Here is a 15,438-nt window from a genome sequence, read left to right as displayed (position 1 = left end):
GGTAAGATGCGCGCCAAATTTATTGATCTGATCACAAACACCCATGCGAATTCTGGCTATCGATACCGCCACAGAGGCGTGCTCTGTTGCCCTGTGGAATGACGGTACTATCAAGGCTCTCTTTGAGCTTTGCCCACGAGAACACACCCAACGAATTTTACCGATGGTTCAGGAAATCCTGGCCGCTGGCGATCTCACGTTAACCGATATCGACGCCCTGGCGTTTGGTCGCGGTCCCGGCAGTTTCACCGGCGTGCGTATCGGTATTGGCATTGCTCAGGGGCTGGCGTTAGGCGCAAACTTACCGATGATCGGCGTCTCCACCCTGGCTACCATGGCGCAGGGCGCCTGGCGTAAGTCGGGCGCGACTCGCGTGCTGGCGGCGATTGACGCGCGAATGGGCGAAGTCTACTGGGCCGAATACCAGCGTGATGACAACGGTAACTGGCACGGTGAAGAAACCGAAGCGGTGTTAACCCCCGAGCAAGTACATGAGCGTTTATTGCAGCTGTCTGGCGACTGGGTGACGGTCGGGACGGGCTGGCCGGCATGGCCTGAGCTTGGTAAAGACAGCGGGCTGACGCTCAGCGATGGTGACGTGCTGCTTCCAGCGGCTGAAGACATGCTGCCCGTCGCCACGCAAATGCTGGCTGCGGGTGAGACCGTAGCGGTCGAACACGCTGAACCGGTTTATTTACGTAACACCGTGGCGTGGAAGAAACTTCCCGGTAAAGAATGAATCTTAGTAGTAGAACCCCGGCTAAGACGTACAGTCGTCAGTGCACAGCATTGTGAACAGGCCGGGGCAGAAGCTAAGAAAAGGGAGTCACAATATGGCGGTGCAAAAGCAGTTATTGAAAGGTGTGTTGGCGGGGGCCTTAGCGTTAATGCTTAGCGGCTGCGTCACCATCCCGGATGCGATTAAAGGTTCGAGCCCGATGCCGCAGCAGGATCTGGTGCGGGTGATGAATGCGCCGCAGCTGTATGTCGGACAGGAAGCGCGTTTCGGCGGCAAAGTGGTGGATATTCAGAACCAGCAGGGAAAATCCCGTCTGGAAATTGCCACCGTTCCGCTCGATAGCGGTGCACGCCCCGTGCTGGGTGAAGCCTCTCGTGGGCGGATATATGCTGATGTAAATGGCTTCCTTGACCCGGTGGACTTTCGCGGGCAACTGGTCACCGTCGTCGGCCCGATAAGCGGTACAGTGGACGGAAAAATCGGTAATACGCCGTATAAATTCATGCTGATGCAGGTAACTGGTTATAAACGCTGGCATATTACTCAGCAGATTGTCATGCCGCCTCAGCCTATCGACCCCTGGTTCTACGGTGCGCGTGGCTGGCCTTACGGTGGCTACGGCGGATGGGGCTGGTACAATCCCGGCCCGGCACAGGTTCAGACCATAGTAACAGAGTAACTCTTTGTTTTAATGGTAAAAGAAACAGCGGCTCGTCCGCTGTTTCTGCATTAACGTGGATATAAGAAAAATAAATAGTGACGTGCTTCGCAACCTTGTCGTTGTGTAATAAACAAACTGGTACGCTGAGTTAATATTATGTTAACAGTTTGTTTATTGCCTGGGGTTGTGATGACGACGAATACGCATTTTAGAGGTGATGTATTGAAAAAGGTTTGGCTTAACCGTTATCCCGCTGGTGTTCCTGCGGAGATCAATCCTGACCGTTATCAATCCCTGGTGGAACTCTTTGAACACTCAGTAAGACGGTATGCCGATCAGCCCGCGTTTGTAAACATGGGGGAGGTGATGACCTTCCGCAAGCTTGAAGAGCGTAGCCGTGCGTTTGCCGCATATTTGCAACAGGGGCTCGGGCTGAAAAAGGGCGATCGCGTCGCGCTGATGATGCCGAATCTGCTGCAATATCCGGTCGCACTGTTTGGGATTTTACGTGCCGGCATGATCGTCGTGAACGTGAACCCGTTGTATACGCCTCGCGAGCTGGAACATCAGCTCAACGACAGCGGCGCGTCGGCGATTGTCATCGTATCTAACTTTGCTCATACGCTGGAAAAGGTGGTCGACAAAACGTCGGTGCAACACGTGATCCTGACGCGTATGGGCGATCAGCTGTCTACCGCCAAAGGAACGCTGGTTAACTTTGTCGTGAAGTACATCAAGCGCCTGGTGCCGAAGTATCACCTGCCGGATGCCATCTCATTTCGCAGTGCGCTGCAAAACGGCTATCGCATGCAGTATGTGAAGCCCGAAGTGGTGTCGGAAGATTTGGCGTTTCTGCAATATACCGGCGGGACAACCGGCGTGGCGAAAGGCGCGATGCTCACGCACCGCAACATGCTGGCTAACCTGGAGCAGGTTAACGCCACCTACGGCCCGTTGCTGCATCCGGGCAAAGAACTGGTGGTAACGGCTCTACCGCTGTATCACATTTTTGCGCTGACGATGAACTGCCTGCTGTTTATTGAGTTGGGTGGTCAAAACCTGCTGATTACTAACCCGCGTGATATCCCAGGACTGGTAAAAGAGCTGGCGAAGTATCCGTTTACCGCGATGACCGGCGTCAATACGCTGTTTAACGCGCTGCTGAATAACAAAGAGTTTCAGCAACTGGACTTCTCGTCACTGCACCTTTCAGCAGGTGGCGGAATGCCGGTTCAACAGGCGGTAGCTGAACGTTGGGTGAAGCTTACGGGGCAGTATCTGCTGGAAGGCTATGGTCTGACGGAGTGCGCCCCGCTGGTGAGTGTCAACCCTCACGATATTGACTACCACAGCGGAAGTATCGGTTTACCGGTTCCCTCCACTGAGGTCAAGCTGGTGGACGACGACGACAACGAAGTGCCGCCGGGAGAACCAGGTGAGCTGTGTGTGAAAGGTCCACAGGTGATGCTGGGCTACTGGCAGCGACCAGACGCCACTGACGAAATCATCAAAGACGGCTGGCTGCACACCGGCGATATTGCGGTGATGGATGATGAAGGCTTCCTGCGTATTGTCGATCGTAAGAAAGATATGATCCTGGTGTCCGGCTTTAACGTCTACCCTAATGAAATTGAAGACGTGGTTATGCAACACCCTGGCGTGCAGGAAGTGGCTGCTGTTGGGGTTCCGTCCGGCAGCAGCGGTGAAGCGGTGAAAATTTTCGTGGTGAAGAAAGATGCCTCGTTAACCGATGAAGCGCTGGTCACTTTCTGTCGTCGTCACCTGACGGGCTATAAAGTACCAAAGCTGGTGGAGTTTCGCGATGAGTTGCCGAAATCTAACGTTGGTAAAATTTTGCGACGAGAATTACGTGACGAAGCGCGTGCCAAAGTGGACAATAAAGGCTGAGCGTTAAGTCAGCCAGTAGAAAACGCCGGGAAATCCGGCGTTTTTTTTGGCGCAAACCTAAGAGAGCACGATTTGAATTATCAAATGATCACCACGGACGACGCGTTGGCCACGCTGTGCGAAGCCGTCCGTGAATTTCCGGCGATAGCCCTGGATACAGAATTTGTTCGCACGCGTACCTATTATCCGCAGTTGGGGCTGATCCAGCTGTTTGATGGCAAACACGTTGCTCTGATTGATCCGCAGGGGATCACCGACTGGTCGCCGCTGCGCGATATTCTGCGTGATACTGCCATCACCAAATTCCTGCATGCAGGTAGCGAAGATCTGGAAGTGTTTCTCAACGCTTTTGGCGAACTGCCGCAGCCGTTGATTGATACACAAATTCTGGCTGCTTTTTGCGGTCGTCCGATGTCGTGGGGGTTTGCCGCGATGGTGGAAGAGTTTACGGGGGTGGCGCTGGACAAAAGCGAATCCCGCACCGACTGGCTGGCCAGACCGCTGACCGAGCGTCAGTGTGAGTACGCGGCGGCTGATGTCTGGTATCTATTACCGATCACCACAAAACTGATGGTTGAAACTGAAGCCAGCGGCTGGCTGCCAGCCGCACTGGACGAATGTCGCTTAATGCAGCAGCGTCGCCAGGAGGTTCTGGCGCCTGAAGACGCATGGCGCGATATCACTAACGCCTGGCAGTTGCGTACTCGTCAGTTGGCCTGCCTGCAACTGCTTGCCGACTGGCGACTGCGTAAAGCGCGTGAGCGCGATCTGGCGGTGAACTTTGTGGTGCGTGAAGAACACCTGTGGGCGGTCGCTCGTTATATGCCAGGGAGTCTGGGTGAACTGGACAGCCTCGGCCTTTCCGGTAGTGAAATTCGCTTCCACGGCAAAACGCTGATTTCTCTGGTAGAAAAAGCGCAGGCTTTACCGGAAGAATCACTGCCACAGCCGCTGCTGAATTTGATGGATATGCCTGGATACCGCAAAGCGTTTAAAGCTATTAAGGCGCTGGTTGCCGAGGTAAGTACTGAGCATAATCTTAGCGTCGAACTGCTGGCTTCACGCCGTCAAATCAACCAGCTACTCAACTGGCACTGGAAATTAAAGCCGCAGCAGACCCTGCCGGAGTTGGTTTCCGGTTGGCGTGGCGAACTGATGTCCGATCGTCTCAACGCGCTGCTGCAGGAATATCCGCAGTAAGTCACCAGGCTCGCCGGGTTGCGCCATTGCTAACCCGGCCTGCGCAACGCTACAAATCAAGCACCAGGCGCTTACCTTTGGCGCGTGAGCAGCAAATAAGCATGCTTTGCTGGCTGGCTTTTTCGTCGTCGCTGAAATACTGATCGTGGTGATCCGCTTCCCCTTCAAGAATCGTCGTTTCACAGGTGCCGCAAACACCTTCCCGGCACAGGCACTCAACGCGCGCGGCTTTGTTATTTTCGATAACCTGCAAAATGGTCATCTCTTCCGGGACCACAAACTCGCGTCCGGAACGCGCCAGAATCAGGGTAAAGGCATCACCGCTTTTATCTTCCAGCGCAAATTGTTCGAAATGTAGCGTATTGCTGTCCAGTCTATGGAGGGAAGCCGCTTCTCTGACGGCATCGTTGAGCACTGCTGGACCGCAGGTGTAAATATGTGTTCCGGGTTCGACATCGGCCAGCAGGCGAGATAAATCAAGGCGGGTCCCTGCGCTTGACTGATGCAGATGAATACGATCGACGCTGGGGTGTTGCAGAAGTTCGTCATAAAACGCGCAGTTGTCCTGACTGGGAGAGCAATAATGCAGTTGCCATTGCGCCTTAGAGTGTTCCAGTTCCGGGATATGCGATAAAAACGGTGTGATGCCGATACCTCCGGCAATCAACAGATGTTGTTGTGCCTGAGGGGCGAGGGCGAACAGATTGTTTGGTGTGGAGATCGTGAGCGTGTCGCCGGGTTTCACGTTTTGATGCAGATATCGTGAGCCGCCTTTGGATGCTTCCTCTAGTCGTACGGCGATTTGCCAGGCGCTCGTATCAAAGGGGGAACTCATCAGCGAGTAAGCATTGCTGTACAGATTCTCGCCATCGCGCATCTGCACGATAATATGGCTGCCACCCTGAAACGCGGGCAACGGCTCGCCTGATGTCGCCGTTAAAGTAAAGCGTTTTACCTGCGCGGTAATCGTCTCAATCCGGCTGACCCGGACTTCTTGCATTTGATAATCAGACATTGCGGCACTCCCTAAAAAATCTGTCCGGCGCGGCTTAACGATGCGCCGGAACCTGTCGTTACAGCCTCTGGTTATTCCTGAAACACCTGCGCGACCAGATTATGGAAATGGGCAATGCCATGTTCGGAGATACCGCTGCCGCTGGTGTCGGCCATAATGCGGCCCTGACCGCGATACCCGCGCGATTTCAACCCTTTTTGGACGCTTTCAACCAGACGTAAATCTTCAGGGCGGAAGACGTTGCGATACCATTCGATCAGTTGTTTCTGCTCTTCGGTCAGTTCTTCGTTGGTGAAGTAGATGTCATAGTTTTGCAGCGTAGTTTCTGCATCCACTGGAAATTCGTAGATAACGGTCATCATGCCTTTGATTGGCGTAACGTTGAGCATGGTGCACGGCCACAGCCAGAAACCGTGGAAGGCGGCATCAACACCCTCTTCGAACTTAAATGACTGCTCTGACGGTTTGGCGAAACCGTATTGTAGCGTCCAGTTGCCGTGCATAGTATGCCAGTAACGATCAACCTGAACCGAGTCGGAAAAACCAGGGTGAGCCGGGCCGCAGTGGTAGCACTCCAGATAGTTATCGACAATATTCTTCCAGTTGGCTGGAGTTCGGGTCGTAAAGCGCGCCGCCAGCTTCAGGTCATGCACATCAGGGCAGGCTTCGATAACTTTGTCTGCAAGACCTGGGAGTTGTTCTTCTACGCTGCCCGCGTTCGGATCCATGTTGATAAACACGAATCCGGCATATTCTTCCAGCCGTACCGGGGTGAGATGTGCTTTCTCACTGTCGAAGTTGGCAACGTTTTCGCAGTTACGTGCATGCGCCAGGTTACCGTCAAGCTTGAATGCCCAGGCGTGGTAAGGGCAGGTAATCACATTTTTCGCTTTCCCTTCGCCGCTCAACAGCTGATGACCACGATGCGGGCAAACGTTGTAGAACGCGCGCAGCACGTTATCGCGACCACGTACCAGCACGATGTTCTCGCCAATCACTTCCCGGGTAACATAGTCATTGGGTTTCGCCAGTTCGCTACTGTGGGCTACACAAATCCAGCTCTTAGCGAACACTTTCTCCTGCTCGTGCTCGAAGGCCTGATGGTCGGTATAGAACCGGGCAGGGATAGTCCAGGCGTCCTGCGGGTTGGCACAGAAATTTTGCGGCAGAATAAACTCAGGGCTCAGATTGCTCATTGGAATACCTTTAATTTGTGAGTAAGAGGATTTTTTACTGGCGCTTAATTGTCGCCTTTGAGTAATGTCCCGGCCGGTGGTGCGACGGGGACGTCCACTGGCGTTTCGGGGAGATGACCTTCAATTTGATGTGCAGGAACGTGGGCATAGTCCTGCCGTACCCAACGAAGAAAACCGCCAACCTTCACCAACAGTATGGCGAGGAAGGGAAGTGCGGTCAGAACCACCGTGGTCTTCATGGTTTCCAGGGACGCGCCGGTGAACAAAATTGATAATGGGATCAGGGTGATGACCACGCACCAGAACAGACGTAAGCTACGCTGCGGATCTTCCCCTTCCTGCAGGTTACGCGTGCTGGTGGCCGCCATGGTGTAGGCGACGGCATCCATATGCGAGGCGAGAAAAATAATCATGATCGCCAGATACGCCACCAGGAACAGTTTCCCGGCAGGCAACGACATCAACACTTGCTGTACGGCTGTTTCGCCGCCTAACGTGGCCATAACCTGCGGTACGTCGATCACACCGTTCACAAATTGGTGAATGGAGTAGCTTTCCATCACGCCAAAGAAGAACCAGCAGCCAACGGTACTACCCAGGATTAACGCCCAGATAACCTCTTTGATTTTGCGACCACGGGATACGCGAGTGACAAACATTGCCACGCCAGGGGTGTAGGAGATCCACCACAGCCAATAGAACACCGTCCAGTTGCGGGTGAACTCACCGTTGCCGAGCGGGTCGGTGAACAGACTCATCTGCAAAAAGTTTTGTGTCGTCAGACCGATGGCGTTAATGATGTTGTTGGTGATGAACTCGGTCGGGCCGACAATCAGCACCAGCAGCGGCAGTAAAAACGCCCCCCAGCCGACCATTTTGCTCAGACGTTGCAAGCCGTTGTTGATGCCAATCCAGGAGCTCAGACAGAAAATGCCGCCAGAGAACAGGATAACAAACGCCTGTACTGTGAAGTTATCCGGTAAACCCGCGAGAGCAGATAAACCACGGGTAAAGGTGGCGGCGGTGACAACCAGAGAGATGGTTAACGCGCCAACTGTGGCGATCAGGAACATCAAATCAACCAGCCGGCCCCAGACGCCCTGCGGATGCACGCCGGTGATAGCGGCGATTATTCCGGACAGGCTCAGCCCTTTGTTTTTCCGCACATGAAAGTGGTAGGCCATGGTTAATGAAGCCAGCGTATAGGTCGCCCAGGCGCTGATTCCCCAATGGAAAAAAGAGTAGGGTAAGCTGTATTCCAGCGCTTTTTGCGAGTGCGGAGCGATATTCAGACCCGGGGTCTGGTAATAATAGGCCCACTCAGCAACGCCCCAGTAGAGCGTGGAGGAACCTAGTCCGGCACAAATAAACATAAACAGCCAGGACAGCGTGCTGTATTCCGCTTTTCCTTCTCCCAGACGAATGTTGCCGTATTTGCTGGTGGCCAGCCAGACGACCAGACCCATCGCCATCAGAACGAGGATCTGCACGGCGGAACCCAGCATCCGGGTAACGCCGTTAAAAAGGGTATTTGCGACTTGTGCAGACTGCTGAGGGAAGAGACTAAGTGTGGCGGCGATGAAAAGAATAGCCACCAGACTGATGGCTATCAGCGGCATGTCTTTTTTCTTAACGTTGCTCAACATGGGATCTCCTGGGCACAGTTGCCCGCGTATGGCATTAGCCTGTCGTTGTTATCATGCTGTAGGGAATCAGTGATTTTGTATTTAACAATTTTATTATTTGTTCTTTACATGAATTAAACAATTGCTCGATGCGTGAAGCAATAAAACACGGAACGGAAATAATAAAAGGTGAATTGGCGCAGGTTATTGGCGCCATAAAAAGCATAAAAAAGCCGCGTCAGTGACGCGGCTCATATTCCGTGGTTTGACCTCTAACGCAATGCCCGAGAGATGGCCTCGCCAACCTGTTGGGTGGTGGCAGTGCCTTTCATATCCGGTGTTTTCGGGCCGCTGGCAATAACCTGCTCAATTGCCGCCAGAATACCGTCGTGGGCGGCTTTATAGTTAGCATCACCGTTGCCAAGGAAGTCGAGCATCATGGCGCCAGCCCAGATAGTCGCTATAGGGTTGGCGATGTTCTTGCCGTAGATATCGGGGGCCGAACCGTGTACTGGCTCGAACAGAGACGGGAAGGTGCGTTCCGGGTTTAAGTTGGCTGAAGGCGCAATGCCAATCGTTCCGGTACAGGCTGGACCGAGATCGGAGAGGATGTCGCCAAACAGGTTGGAGGCAACCACCACGTCAAAACGCTCCGGCTGCATCACGAAGCGGGCGCAGAGTATATCAATATGCTGTTTATCCCAACGGATCTCGGGATAGTGAGCCGCCATTGCTTCCACGCGCTCGTCCCAGTACGGCATGCTGATGGCAAGTCCATTGGATTTTGTCGCCGAGGTCAGGGTTTTGCGCGGGCGATGTTGCGCCAGCTCGAAAGCGTAACGCAATATACGATCAACGCCGCGACGGGTGAAGACCGACTCCTGGATAACCACTTCGTGTTCTGTACCTTCGCTCACGCGTCCGCCGAGTGAAGAGTATTCTCCCTCGGTGTTCTCGCGCACCACGTAGAAATCGATGTCGCCAGGCTGCTTACCTGCCAGTGGGCAAGGTACGCCCGGAAACAGGCGTACCGGGCGCAGGTTGACATACTGGTCGAATTCGCGGCGAAACTTAAGCAGCGAGCCCCATAATGAGATGTGGTCCGGTACGGTTTCCGGCCAGCCAACGGCACCAAAATAGATAGCATCGAAGGATTGTAACTGCTCGTGCCAGTCATCCGGCATCATCTTCCCGTGATGGGCGTAGTACTCGCAGCTGGCCCATTCCATTTGCTCAAAGCAGAGTGACAACCCCCAACGCTCGGCGGCTGCCTGCAACACCTGAATGCCTTCAGGCAGGACTTCTTTACCAATGCCATCTCCGGGGATAGCGGCAATACGACAGGTTTTCTTCATAGCAGCTCTCACTTGTACGCCATCAAAATTGACTTTCCCCGTATCCTATAATTGACTGATTAATAGTTAATCCCCCTAACTGGTGAAACATAAAACACAGATCATGAATAATCTGCCGCTGCTAAATGATTTACGCGTCTTTATGCTGGTTGCCCGTCGTGCGGGATTTGCCGCCGTTGCCGAAGAGCTGGGCGTATCTCCGGCTTTTATCAGTAAGCGCGTTGCCCTGTTGGAGCAAACGCTGAACGTGGTGCTGTTGCACCGAACAACGCGGCGCGTAACCATCACGGAAGAGGGGGAGCGGATCTACGAATGGGCACAGCGGATCCTGCAGGATGTCGATCAGATGATGGACGAGCTGTCCGATGCCAGGCAGATCCCGCAGGGGATGCTACGAATTATCAGTAGCTTTGGTTTTGGCCGCCGGGTGGTCGCTCCGGCGCTGTCTGCGCTGGCAAAAGAGTACCCGCAGTTAGAACTGAGGTTCGATGTTGAAGACCGTCTGGTAGATATGGTCAATGAGGGCGTCGATCTCGATATTCGTATCGGGGATGATATCGCGCCGAACCTGATTGCCCGCAAGCTGGCGACTAACTATCGTATTCTGTGCGCCTCGCCGGAGTTTGTGGCGCAGCATGGAGTGCCGAAACAACTGAACGATCTTTCTACTTTTCCCTGCCTGGTTATTAAAGAACGCGACCATCCGTTTGGTATCTGGCAAATGCGTAATAAAGAGGGCGCACACTCAATAAAGGTTACGGGGCCGCTGTCGTCTAACCATGGCGAAGTGGTACATCAATGGTGTCTGGATGGGCAGGGAATTGCTTTGCGTTCGTGGTGGGACGTTTGCGACAACATTGCCAGCGGACATCTGGTGCATATATTGCCTGAGTATTATCAACCCGCCAATATATGGGCGGTTTATGTCTCCCGGCTGGCGACGTCGGCAAAAATCCGTATTACGGTTGAGTATTTACGCCGCTATTTTGCCGAAAACTACCCAAAGTTTACTTTGGAATAAATGCTCGATAGGTTAGTCAGAGACAGAAAATAAAAAAGGCAGAATAATCTGCCTTTTTCGTAACCATGATTTAGCGACAAAAGAGCTTATTTAGACTCTTCCGCTTCAGGTAATGTCACGTTAAGTTCGAGGATCGAAATATCGCCGTCTTTTTGTTCAAGTTGTACTGTGACCATTTCGGGATCAATTTGTACATACTTACAGATAACGTCGAGAATATCCTTACGCAGCTGCGGTAAATAATGTGGCTCGGCGTCACTACGACGACGTTCCGCAACAATAATCTGCAGTCGCTCTTTAGCGATGTTCGCTGTGCTCTTTTTCCGCGAGAGAAAAAAATCCAGTAATGCCATAACTTATCCTCCGAACAGGCGTTTGAGGAAACCTTTCTTCTCTTCTTCAATGAAGCGGAAAGGACGTTCTTCTCCCAACAGACGGTCTACGGTATCAGCATAGGCTTTACCGGCATCAGCATTGATGTCGAGAATAACCGGCTCACCCTGGTTAGACGCGCGCAGGACTGACTGATCTTCAGGAATCACGCCAACCAGCTTGATTCGCAGAATTTCCAGTACGTCTTCCATGCTCAGCATGTCACCTTTATTAACGCGGCCAGGGTTGTAGCGCGTCAGCAACAAATGCTCTTTAATTGGATCTTCACCGTTTTCCGCGCGACGAGATTTCGACGCCAGAATACCCAGAATACGGTCAGAGTCACGTACAGAGGAGACTTCCGGGTTGGTGGTAATAATCGCTTCATCGGCAAAATACAGGGCCATCAGCGCACCAGTTTCAATACCCGCCGGAGAGTCGCAGACGATGAAGTCGAATTCCATCGTTTTCAGATCGTCCAGAACTTTCGCGACGCCTTCACGCGTCAGCGCGTCTTTATCGCGAGTTTGTGAGGCCGGAAGAATAAAGAGATTTTCGGTACGCTTATCTTTGATTAGCGCCTGATTTAACGACGCATCGCCCTGAATAACGTTGACGAAGTCGTAAACGACGCGGCGTTCACAACCCATAATCAGATCAAGATTACGCAGGCCGATATCAAAATCAATAACGACAGTTTTCTTTCCCTTCTGGGCCAAACCTGTAGCGATGGCCGCGCTGGAGGTGGTTTTGCCAACGCCCCCTTTACCCGAAGTAACAACAATAATGCGTGCCATAGAAATTCCTTGTTAAAAAGGGATCAATTCAACGGTTGAACTGTCAAAGCGTTCTCTGCTAATTGCAGACGTGCCGCTTTGCCATAAAATTCTGCTGGGATTTTATCACTCAGCCAATAAACACCTGCGATAGACACCAGTTCTGCCGTCAGATGGGTACAAAAAATTTGCGCTTCCCGGTCACCGCTTGCGCCTGCCAACGCACGGCCTCTCATCATTCCATAAACATGAATATTGCCATCAGCGATAAGCTCTGCGCCTGCACTGACGTGGCTTGTAACAATCAGATCACATTGTGGTGCATAAATGCGCTGACCGGAACGAACCGGCACATTTATTAATCGTGTTTTTGTGATGGGAGTAACGTTTTGTGGCGGAGCGACGGGAGCCGGGGCCTCAACGGGCGCAGGACGAATAGCTTTTTCTTTACCTTCAGTCAGTAAAGGAAGACCCATTTCGTCGATTTCTGCCTTGAGTCTGGCGTCTTTGCATCCGCTAACGCCGATAATGCGCAATCCGGTAGACGCGACAACCTTCTGCAGCGCTGACCAGTTTACCGGGCTTTCAAGACCACTCACGTTAACCACTACGGGAGCATGTTTTAAAAAAGCAGGTGCCTGCGCGATTTTGTCTTCCAACGCCTGACGAATAACCTCGGGTTCTGCTTCATGTAAATGAACCACTGATAAGGTGAAGCTACTGCCTTTAAGCTCGATTGGCGTGTTTGACATCCTGGCCTTACTCAATTTGCTATTTATCATCCCCAGCGCGGGGTGATATTCCGAAGACTATAAGGCATGTTATAGTCAGTATTATATTGAGGCAAGCCACCATTCCGTGAATTCAGAGTAAAAGATATGTTTTGTGTGATCTACCGAAGCAGTAAACGTGACCAGACCTATTTATATGTCGAAAAAAAAGACGATTTCTCGCGAGTTCCTGAAGAACTGATGAAAGGATTTGGTCAGCCGACGCTGGCAATGATGTTGCCGCTTGATGGCCGTAAAAAGCTGGTTAATGCCGATCTGGAAAAAGTAAAACAGGCACTCACCGAGCAGGGCTATTATTTACAAATACCACCGCCGCCAGAAGATTTACTTAAACAGCATCTGGCCGCGACGAAACAAAATACACCAGACGATAAACGTTAAACTGCATCCGGCAGCAGCACGCCCCATCGATGCAGTACCTGAAATTGATAACTACGTTAGGGGAAAGTAATGTATCAACATCATAACTGGCATGGTGCTCTGCTGGATTATCCGGTGAGTAAGGTGGTTTGCGTAGGGAGTAACTATGCCAACCATATTAAAGAGATGGGTGGAACGCCTCCGGAAGAACCGGTGCTGTTTATTAAACCGGAAACCGCGCTGTGCGATTTACGCCAGCCGCTGGTGATCCCATCTGATATGGGTTCGGTTCACCATGAAGTTGAGCTGGCTGTTTTGATTGGCGCGACCCTACGTCAGGCGACGGAAGAACATGTGCGCAAAGCCATTGCGGGCTATGGCGTCGCGTTGGATCTGACCCTGCGTGATATTCAGGGCAAAATGAAGAAGGCGGGGCAACCGTGGGAAAAAGCGAAGGGTTTTGATAACTCTTGCCCGCTGTCAGGGTTTATTCCGGTGGCGGAATTTAATGGTGATCCTCAGGATACGATGCTCGGGTTAACGGTTAACGGTGAGCAGCGCCAGCACGGCACCACGGCGGATATGATCCATCACATCGTTCCTTTGATTGCCTACATGAGTCGTTTCTTTACCCTCAAAGCGGGCGATGTTGTGTTAACGGGGACGCCAGCAGGAGTTGGGCCGTTAAACAGCGGTGATGAGCTGGCTATCAGTTTTCATGGTCAAACGCTGACGACACGCGTGCTGTAATCTCTTCTTGCCGCCTTTTCGGGCGGCAAAACTTGCATCAGCGTGTCAGACTGGTTATAAGGTGCAGCTTTATTGCAATAGCGGATACCCTGATGAGCGACATACCTTTCTGGCAAAGTAAAACCCTGGATGAAATGACCGATGCCGAGTGGGAGTCATTATGTGACGGGTGTGGTCAATGCTGCCTGCATAAGCTGATGGATGAAGACACCGACGAAATCTATTTTACTAACGTCGCGTGTAAGCAGCTCAATATCAAAACCTGTCAGTGCCGTAATTACGAACGCCGATTCGAGTACGAGCCTGACTGTATCAAACTGACGCGCGATAATCTGCCCACCTTTGAATGGCTGCCGATGACCTGTGCGTATCGTCTGCTAGCGGAAGGTAAAGGGCTGCCGGAGTGGCATCCACTGCTGACGGGATCAAAAGCGGCAATGCACGGTGAACGTATTTCAGTACGTCATATTGCGGTGAAAGAATCGGAAGTGCGTGACTGGCAGGATCATATTTTAAACAAACCTTCATGGGCGGACTAAACCGCCCATCGATTAGCAGGCGTTAAGGCTTAAGACTTTTTCGCCTGATACATCTCATCGCCATGGTTGTCATCTTCAACCCAGAAATTGATGTTGAATTGGGCGTCGTCGCTTAATTCAACGCGATGCCAGTACTGCGGTGGACTGGTCGCAAACTGACCGGCATTAATCACCACTTTCACTTCAGGCTCTTTTGCGTCTTCATTGGCAAAGCCGTAATACGTTACCGTACCTTCCATCACGCAAAGCTGGCCAAAAACGCCTGCAGCAGTGTTATGGTGAGAAAGAAGTGCTGCCGGGACGTTGTCTTTCGTGAAGAAGGGAGTAGAGCGTTTAACTTTCCAGTTTGCCGGGATGCGTAAATGGGACATAAGACATCTCCTTGGTGTGGTATCTATAAGATGTATTTAATATATATCTTATAGATGCCAGCAGGCAATGAATTTAAGGCAAAAAAAACGCTCCCGAAGGAGCGTCTCTGTTAGCGACCGAAGAGGTCACGTTTTTTCGGTTTGAACGGCTGTGCTATCACTACCAGCACGGCGACCACCAGGTAGGCGGCGAAGATCCCCAACAGCCACTGCGGCATTTCCAGGGTTAAAAAAGACCACTGGCGCTCAGCACAGTCACCGGACGCTAAAAACACCTGCGGCAGCCATTTGTCCAGTGGCAGCCAGCTTGGGAAGCGGGCGGCAAAATCACAGGTCATAAACGGGGATGGGTGCAACTGAATCATGGTGTGCTCATACGCTAACTGAAGTCCGCGCCAGGCACTGTAAATCCAGATTATCATCGCCACATAGCGCAGCGGTGTTTTTGGTGCGATAGCACCCACCAGCCCTGCACCCATCACGCCAAATAATGCGCTACGTTCGTAAATACACAACACGCAAGGTTTTAGCAGCATGACGTGCTGGAACCACAGCGCGACGAGCTCCAGCGCAAAGGCGGTTAACGCCAACAATAACCATGCTCCACGACCTCGGGAGCACTGGTTTAAAAATCGCAACATAATCATTTCCCTGCAACATGCGTAGAGACCGCAGTTTAAACCAATTCACTTTATGCGCCACTAGCGGGAATTGAAAATTTGCGTAATCGGATATTTATCATGCAAAAAGTCAAACCGG

General features: G+C 52.1%; 17 protein-coding genes. 8 read left to right on the top strand and 9 right to left on the bottom strand.

Annotation, left to right across the window (positions count from 1 at the left end):
- Nucleotides 1-43 precede the first annotated feature (43 nt).
- From tsaB to rnd, 4 genes are all read left to right on the top strand, one after another.
- Nucleotides 44-739, top strand: coding sequence for a tRNA (adenosine(37)-N6)-threonylcarbamoyltransferase complex dimerization subunit type 1 TsaB (tsaB, locus tag OGX97_RS09835; protein ID WP_057066805.1), 696 nt, complete (start codon nt 44-46; stop codon nt 737-739).
- Nucleotides 740-833: 94 nt separating this feature from the next.
- Nucleotides 834-1,418, top strand: a complete 585-nt coding sequence (locus OGX97_RS09830; RefSeq protein WP_003020975.1) for a Slp family lipoprotein — start codon at nt 834-836, stop codon at nt 1,416-1,418.
- Nucleotides 1,419-1,622: 204 nt separating this feature from the next.
- Nucleotides 1,623-3,308 carry a long-chain-fatty-acid--CoA ligase FadD gene (fadD, locus tag OGX97_RS09825; protein ID WP_122973804.1) on the top strand — a complete coding sequence of 562 codons (1,686 nt, stop codon included), beginning with the start codon at nt 1,623-1,625 and terminating at the stop codon, nt 3,306-3,308.
- Between the two features lie 84 nt (nt 3,309-3,392).
- Nucleotides 3,393-4,508 carry a ribonuclease D gene (rnd, locus tag OGX97_RS09820; RefSeq protein ID WP_032943754.1) on the top strand — a complete coding sequence of 372 codons (1,116 nt, stop codon included), beginning with the start codon at nt 3,393-3,395 and terminating at the stop codon, nt 4,506-4,508.
- A 49-nt stretch (nt 4,509-4,557) separates the two neighbouring features.
- Here rnd and OGX97_RS09815 read toward each other — a convergent pair whose 3' ends face one another.
- From OGX97_RS09815 to OGX97_RS09800, 4 genes are all read right to left on the bottom strand, one after another.
- Complete coding sequence (locus OGX97_RS09815; RefSeq protein ID WP_286592322.1) at nt 4,558-5,523, bottom strand: PDR/VanB family oxidoreductase; 966 nt, start codon at nt 5,521-5,523, stop codon at nt 4,558-4,560.
- A 71-nt stretch (nt 5,524-5,594) separates the two neighbouring features.
- A complete protein-coding gene (gene yeaW / locus OGX97_RS09810) occupies nt 5,595-6,719 on the bottom strand; it encodes a carnitine monooxygenase, oxygenase subunit YeaW (protein WP_003833746.1) in 1,125 nt (374 codons plus the stop codon).
- Nucleotides 6,720-6,763: 44 nt separating this feature from the next.
- Nucleotides 6,764-8,365 (bottom strand): BCCT family transporter, encoded by a 1,602-nt coding sequence (locus OGX97_RS09805; RefSeq protein ID WP_279850666.1) that lies wholly within the window; start codon nt 8,363-8,365, stop codon nt 6,764-6,766.
- Nucleotides 8,366-8,616: 251 nt separating this feature from the next.
- Nucleotides 8,617-9,699 carry a tartrate dehydrogenase gene (locus tag OGX97_RS09800; RefSeq protein WP_279850665.1) on the bottom strand — a complete coding sequence of 361 codons (1,083 nt, stop codon included), beginning with the start codon at nt 9,697-9,699 and terminating at the stop codon, nt 8,617-8,619.
- A gap of 103 nt (nt 9,700-9,802) precedes the next feature.
- Between OGX97_RS09800 and OGX97_RS09795 the strand changes: the two genes are divergently transcribed.
- Nucleotides 9,803-10,720: a LysR family transcriptional regulator gene (locus OGX97_RS09795; protein WP_003833741.1), complete on the top strand. Its 918-nt coding sequence runs from the start codon at nt 9,803-9,805 to the stop codon at nt 10,718-10,720.
- Nucleotides 10,721-10,806: 86 nt separating this feature from the next.
- On the opposite strand, the gene minE is transcribed toward OGX97_RS09795, so the two are convergent.
- From minE to minC, 3 genes are read right to left on the bottom strand one after another with little or no spacing between them, the layout of a single operon-like run.
- Nucleotides 10,807-11,073 (bottom strand): cell division topological specificity factor MinE, encoded by a 267-nt coding sequence (minE, locus tag OGX97_RS09790; RefSeq protein WP_003833739.1) that lies wholly within the window; start codon nt 11,071-11,073, stop codon nt 10,807-10,809.
- A 3-nt stretch (nt 11,074-11,076) separates the two neighbouring features.
- Nucleotides 11,077-11,889 (bottom strand): septum site-determining protein MinD, encoded by an 813-nt coding sequence (minD, locus tag OGX97_RS09785; RefSeq protein ID WP_003020956.1) that lies wholly within the window; start codon nt 11,887-11,889, stop codon nt 11,077-11,079.
- Between the two features lie 23 nt (nt 11,890-11,912).
- Nucleotides 11,913-12,620 (bottom strand): septum site-determining protein MinC, encoded by a 708-nt coding sequence (gene minC / locus OGX97_RS09780; RefSeq protein WP_003833736.1) that lies wholly within the window; start codon nt 12,618-12,620, stop codon nt 11,913-11,915.
- A 126-nt stretch (nt 12,621-12,746) separates the two neighbouring features.
- Between minC and OGX97_RS09775 the strand changes: the two genes are divergently transcribed.
- The 3 genes from OGX97_RS09775 (at nt 12,747) to OGX97_RS09765 (ending at nt 14,308) form a co-directional block, all read left to right on the top strand.
- Nucleotides 12,747-13,040: a YcgL domain-containing protein gene (locus tag OGX97_RS09775; protein WP_003833735.1), complete on the top strand. Its 294-nt coding sequence runs from the start codon at nt 12,747-12,749 to the stop codon at nt 13,038-13,040.
- 69 nt (nt 13,041-13,109) lie between these two features.
- Nucleotides 13,110-13,769, top strand: coding sequence for a fumarylacetoacetate hydrolase family protein (locus tag OGX97_RS09770; protein WP_057066794.1), 660 nt, complete (start codon nt 13,110-13,112; stop codon nt 13,767-13,769).
- 92 nt (nt 13,770-13,861) lie between these two features.
- The gene (locus tag OGX97_RS09765; protein ID WP_003020944.1) at nt 13,862-14,308 is read left to right on the top strand and encodes a YcgN family cysteine cluster protein; all 447 of its coding nucleotides are present in this window, start codon (nt 13,862-13,864) and stop codon (nt 14,306-14,308) included.
- 29 nt (nt 14,309-14,337) lie between these two features.
- On the opposite strand, the gene OGX97_RS09760 is transcribed toward OGX97_RS09765, so the two are convergent.
- Together OGX97_RS09760 and dsbB are read right to left on the bottom strand one after the other, a co-directional pair.
- Nucleotides 14,338-14,679: a DUF1971 domain-containing protein gene (locus OGX97_RS09760; protein WP_003020940.1), complete on the bottom strand. Its 342-nt coding sequence runs from the start codon at nt 14,677-14,679 to the stop codon at nt 14,338-14,340.
- Between the two features lie 110 nt (nt 14,680-14,789).
- Entirely contained in the window at nt 14,790-15,320 is a 531-nt protein-coding gene (gene dsbB / locus OGX97_RS09755; protein WP_003844060.1) for a disulfide bond formation protein DsbB, read from the bottom strand.
- Between the last annotated feature and the right edge of the window lie 118 nt (nt 15,321-15,438).

It is taken from the genome of Citrobacter sp. Cpo061 (assembly GCF_030332845.1).
GTDB classification, from domain to species: Bacteria; Pseudomonadota; Gammaproteobacteria; order Enterobacterales; family Enterobacteriaceae; genus Citrobacter; species Citrobacter portucalensis.
Note: the sequence above shows the minus strand (reverse complement) of the source record. Positions and strands in the feature narration are given on the sequence as shown.

Bases quoted from the DNA above. Each gene is read 5' to 3' on its own strand.
- OGX97_RS09805 (WP_279850666.1), bottom strand. From the start codon at position 8,365: ATGTTGAGCAACGTTAAGAAAAAAGACATGCCGCTGATAGCCATCAGT.
- minE (WP_003833739.1), bottom strand. From the start codon at position 11,073: ATGGCATTACTGGATTTTTTTCTCTCGCGGAAAAAGAGCACAGCGAAC.
- OGX97_RS09765 (WP_003020944.1), top strand. From the start codon at position 13,862: ATGAGCGACATACCTTTCTGGCAAAGTAAAACCCTGGATGAAATGACC.
- OGX97_RS09800 (WP_279850665.1), bottom strand. From the start codon at position 9,699: ATGAAGAAAACCTGTCGTATTGCCGCTATCCCCGGAGATGGCATTGGT.
- tsaB (WP_057066805.1), top strand. From the start codon at position 44: ATGCGAATTCTGGCTATCGATACCGCCACAGAGGCGTGCTCTGTTGCC.
- OGX97_RS09770 (WP_057066794.1), top strand. From the start codon at position 13,110: ATGTATCAACATCATAACTGGCATGGTGCTCTGCTGGATTATCCGGTG.
- rnd (WP_032943754.1), top strand. From the start codon at position 3,393: ATGATCACCACGGACGACGCGTTGGCCACGCTGTGCGAAGCCGTCCGT.
- OGX97_RS09775 (WP_003833735.1), top strand. From the start codon at position 12,747: ATGTTTTGTGTGATCTACCGAAGCAGTAAACGTGACCAGACCTATTTA.
- dsbB (WP_003844060.1), bottom strand. From the start codon at position 15,320: ATGTTGCGATTTTTAAACCAGTGCTCCCGAGGTCGTGGAGCATGGTTA.
- OGX97_RS09760 (WP_003020940.1), bottom strand. From the start codon at position 14,679: ATGTCCCATTTACGCATCCCGGCAAACTGGAAAGTTAAACGCTCTACT.
- yeaW (WP_003833746.1), bottom strand. From the start codon at position 6,719: ATGAGCAATCTGAGCCCTGAGTTTATTCTGCCGCAAAATTTCTGTGCC.
- minC (WP_003833736.1), bottom strand. From the start codon at position 12,620: ATGTCAAACACGCCAATCGAGCTTAAAGGCAGTAGCTTCACCTTATCA.
- minD (WP_003020956.1), bottom strand. From the start codon at position 11,889: ATGGCACGCATTATTGTTGTTACTTCGGGTAAAGGGGGCGTTGGCAAA.
- OGX97_RS09815 (WP_286592322.1), bottom strand. From the start codon at position 5,523: ATGTCTGATTATCAAATGCAAGAAGTCCGGGTCAGCCGGATTGAGACG.
- OGX97_RS09830 (WP_003020975.1), top strand. From the start codon at position 834: ATGGCGGTGCAAAAGCAGTTATTGAAAGGTGTGTTGGCGGGGGCCTTA.
- OGX97_RS09795 (WP_003833741.1), top strand. From the start codon at position 9,803: ATGAATAATCTGCCGCTGCTAAATGATTTACGCGTCTTTATGCTGGTT.